The following is a 4,333-nucleotide window of genomic DNA, read 5'->3' as shown; positions in this document are numbered from 1 at the left end:
GGCGACGGATCACAATTGTCGGTAGCTGTGGGCTCGTCGAAAACTACAGATTCGCCGCATCCTATTTGCTTATCTGCCTGGCAGACCAGAGTGGGGACGATCACATCTGAGTCACAAGGATCGCCTAAATCGCCATCACCATAAATATAAGCTGATCCTGCGCGCGAGCGTCCGCCTGGATGGGCATTGGGGCCGCCAATGATGAAAGCCGATCGACCGTTACCATTCAAATCTCCGATAGAGGACATTGCATAGCCGAAGTTCTCATAGGTTACCGTGCCATCAAACCGCTGCATAAGATTGCCGGTGGCACCGGAGAAAAGAAACACAGAGCCGGCGCTGCTGTGACCAGCCGGGTCGGCATAGATCGAACCAACGAGGAAATCGGCTCGGCCATCGCCGTTCACATCACCTGCTCCGCTCACGGAGTGGCCCCACTGTTCATCTGCCTCGCCATTCTTCTGATAGAGGAGAGTCCCTGTTGCGCCAGAATACACATAAGCAGCGCCGCTGTTCTGTAGGTCTGCCAAGCGTGCTCCGACAATGAAGTCCGGTGTGCCGTCTCCATTGACATCCCCGGCTCCCGCGGCAGAGCTACCAAAAAGATCATAATCGAGGTGTCCGTTCTTTTGGTACAATAATGATCCTGTTGCGCCGGAGTACACATAGGCTGAACCACCATTGGTGAATCCCGGGTCAGCATAGTGATCACAGACAATGAAATCAGCTTTACCGTCACCATCTATATCACCGATACCGGCTATGGCTGACCCGCCGGTCTTCTGATAAAGAAGATCGCCTGTGGCGCCAGAATAGACGGAAGTTTGGCTAAAATTGCTGATCATAAAGTCGGCGTACCCATCGCCATTTACATCACTCGCGCCAGCCACGGGTCCTCCGGCAGCTTTCTGATGAAGCAGGCCGCCATTGGCGCCAGAGTAAACAAAGGCCTGAGTCTGGTTGGTAACGATGAAATCTGCTCGACCATCACCGTTTACATCCCCGGTGCCGGACACATAGTAACCAAGTCCTTCGTTAATAGCGGCACCATCTTTCCGAAACAGAATAGCCCCGCTGGCTCCGGAATAGACAATCGCGGATCCGGCGGAAGTCATTCCTGAGGGATCGCAATATGGCATCCCAATCAGATAATCCGGGACACCATCGCCATTTACATCCCCGGCTCCCGCCACCGACCATCCCAGCTTATCACCAGCCACCGCTCCATCCTTCTGCACTAGAAGATTATACTGGCCAAAAGCGTTGGTGTGCAGTGAGATAGAAATGAGTAGAATCAACCAGTAGACACTTGGTCTCCTGTTGCTAAAACTTCGACTGATCATATCAGATGCCTCCATCTACAGTTTGGAGAACCACCGGTACACACCGCCTACAGCAGGAGATAACAGATCGGTAGATCTCTTTCGTTTTTACATTCGTCATCGCTAACAGGGCGACGCCCATATCACTTTCAGCGCCGCGCAAAGAGAAGTTTATATTGAAGCCCCACCCCTCGGTGCCACGATGTTTGGCATCAGGATAGCGGCCAGAAGTAATACTCATGAAGGCGTTACAATCGACCACTTGCAAGGTTGTCTCAACCAGAACGTAATTTTTTCGTTCCCAATAACTCTCTAATCCAGCAAGAACGGGACAATAATGCATGTCTTGTGTCCTAAAATCAACATAAAACAGCGTCGCTGTGCGCTTTTTTGGCCACTCAACCACTCCTGACAGAATGAAAAGTGACTTGAGCTCCAACATACTCTCCACCCACATATCGATCTAGTTCGGCTGTTCCTGGCAGTTATCTTTAGGTTAATCTCAGTACAATCGATGTGCGGGTTCTACACAGCACTATGTAATTATGAGCCAAGAACTTAGTTGAGCTACCAGGTAAGTATTGAGCATCCCGTGCCATGAAAAAACGACACTGTCCAAAATCAGTCTCCCCGGATTGATGATACCTGAGTGGAGAATTCCGAAGTGACGCCAGCCATCGAACGATTGGCTTAGCAAGCGATCTGCTCATTGCCCACAGCCCAAGTAATACGTATGAGCTGATTCGCAGGCTCGCAGCGCCGGAGTTTTCATGAAGATTCTCTTGACAAGTGTGTATTTTAACCGTAGGTTTCAAAGTGGTTATGTAATTAGTACTTAGTGGGGTGATAGCGATTCATAGAGTAAGATAGTCTAAAGTATCGCTGATGACTGACTATTCTACTGATGTGTCACCATGCAGGTGAGATTTAGTCTTGACGACCAGTAGAATATTGGCTGCGCAGCATACTCCATTATAGAAAGTTACAAACAGGGAAAAACGCGCCGGGATAGGCAAGGAGTGCCGCTAGGAATATATTTGCATCTAAGGGATATGCTTCTTGTCGAATTACTCAGCTTGCTCGTGAATTGATACAGTGTCAGTATGAATTACACATGGTGTCTGATGATGTGCATATTATGAAATTCAACAAGTATACAATGTGTTATGACAAGATTACAAAGCTACCCTGCGGTTGTTTGTGCCAGGGAGAAAGGTAGGTGTTACTCATTGTGCTAGCGTACCAAAATTTCATTAAAACTAAGAACACCCTTGTGTTTGGTCAAGCCGAATACCCAAAGGCAAATAGACTGATCATATTGGGGCTCATCTCAAAGGAGACACACTTATGAATCAAGAAATTTTAATTACATTACGTCCGCGGCCGCATCGCACAAGCAAGGCGAGTGTATGGTTGTTAACGGTAGTGTTTACGCTGGCCACCCTGTTTGGGCTCAGCGGCTCGGCAATGGCCCAGCTTGATGCTACCTTTGAACTCGAAGGTAATGCTGTCTTTGAGATCTTCGACGACTGGGACTCGCTTTATATCAACGGGGCCGACTTCAACTTTGATCTGGATGTCTATACCGGGGTCATTAAAGACTGGGGGCCCGACACGACCAGATTCGGCGTAGGCACGAAAGACATTGACGATATTCCCGACTGGTCGTGGCAGAAATTGGCTCCAAACGACAAGGTCGATATCACAAACGGCCAAGCGGCCCTGTATACACCGGGTGGCAATACCTATCTGTATATGGCAACGGACCGGTTTGCCAATAATGGCGACGCTGCAATGGGTCTGTGGCTCTTGCAGGATAGTGCTGTCAACTACCTCCCGGATGGCTCATGGAGCGGCAGCCACGTTGCCGGAACTCCGGGACCGGGTGGCGAGGTTGGAGACATCCTGATTCTGTCCCATTTTACGCAAGGTGGCGAGGTTGATAGTATCTCTGTATTCGAATGGGTTGGGTCGGGAGGTGACGCCGACGACATCCTGGGAAGTGAGGGGGCTGATCAATTCGACATCATTTCCAAAACTCCTTCTACGGCTACTGGCTATGTGAATGAGAGTCCGATTTTTGCTCCCTGGCCATATGAGTCCAAATACGGTGACACTGATAGTATTCCTGACGCCAGCTTCTTTGAGGGCGGTCTGGACTTAGGTGTTCTGTTCAGTGGAAACGTTCCATGCTTTTCTAAATTCCTTTTCACGACCCGAACATCGCAATCACTGACGGCCTCAGTAAAGGACTTCGGTCTTGGCGAATTCTCGACCATACCTATCGTGTCGGTTGATCCCGCGATCATTTGTGAAGGAGAGGCCGCTGAGTTGTGTGCTACCGTGCAGTTAGGCACCGGTATCCCGCCGTTCACCTATATGTGGGAGCTTGATGGCGTAGTTATACCTGGCGAGATTACTTCGTGTATCTCGGTAACAACTGCAGGCTACTACTCTGTTATAGTAACCGGCGACAATGGCTGTGCATCGAGTGAAGTTGGAGCCACGGTGACGGTCATTCCCGATCCGATTCTGACCTGTACTGGTGGAAATTTGACCTGCGACGTGACTCAGATTACGGCCAGCGTTACCGTCACCAATATTGGTGAGCTTGGCGCGGTGACGTATTTGTGGGTTCCTGCTCCTGAGGTAGGTGCTGCGGATATGGCTACAGCCACGTACACTACTGCCGGTGACAAGTGGGTCTATGTGACTTCAACGGACGGGTGTGTCGACTCATGCATGGTCACTATCACCGAGGATATTGATCTTCCAGAGTTGACCTGTACTGGTGGTAATTTGACCTGTGACAGCACTTTGGCTTGGGCCACTGTGGTCGTCACCAACATTGGTGATCTTATTATGCCGCTAACGTATGAGTGGAGTCCCGAGCCGGTCAGCGGTCAGGGTACCGACTCTGCCCGTTACGATGCTGCGACTGCTGTATCGATTACCGTGACGGAAGACGCGACTGGTTGTGACGCGACCTGTAATACTGCGATCACCGAGGA

At 50.2% G+C, this 4,333-nt stretch carries 3 protein-coding genes; 1 reads left to right on the top strand and 2 read right to left on the bottom strand.

What is annotated here, in order from left to right; translation table 11 throughout:
* Nucleotides 1–1,343 (bottom strand): FG-GAP repeat protein (locus KOO62_11015; protein MBU8934523.1); only part of this gene is annotated, 1,343 nt, incomplete at its 3' end.
* 1 nt (nt 1,344) lies between these two features.
* Nucleotides 1,345–1,764, bottom strand: coding sequence for a hypothetical protein (locus tag KOO62_11010; protein MBU8934522.1), 420 nt, complete (start codon nt 1,762–1,764; stop codon nt 1,345–1,347).
* Nucleotides 1,765–2,669: 905 nt separating this feature from the next.
* On the opposite strand from KOO62_11010, the gene KOO62_11005 reads away from it, so the two are divergent.
* The coding region (locus tag KOO62_11005; protein ID MBU8934521.1) for a hypothetical protein at nt 2,670–4,333 on the top strand (1,664 nt) is incomplete at its 3' end.

The sequence above is a fragment of the Candidatus Zixiibacteriota bacterium genome, from assembly GCA_019038695.1.
Classification (GTDB): Bacteria; Zixibacteria; MSB-5A5; order GN15; family FEB-12; genus B120-G9.
Note: the sequence above shows the minus strand (reverse complement) of the source record. Positions and strands in the feature narration are given on the sequence as shown.

Excerpts from the sequence above, each read along its gene's own strand:
- KOO62_11010 (MBU8934522.1), bottom strand. The coding sequence starts at position 1,764 with ATGTTGGAGCTCAAGTCACTTTTCATTCTGTCAGGAGTGGTTGAGTGG.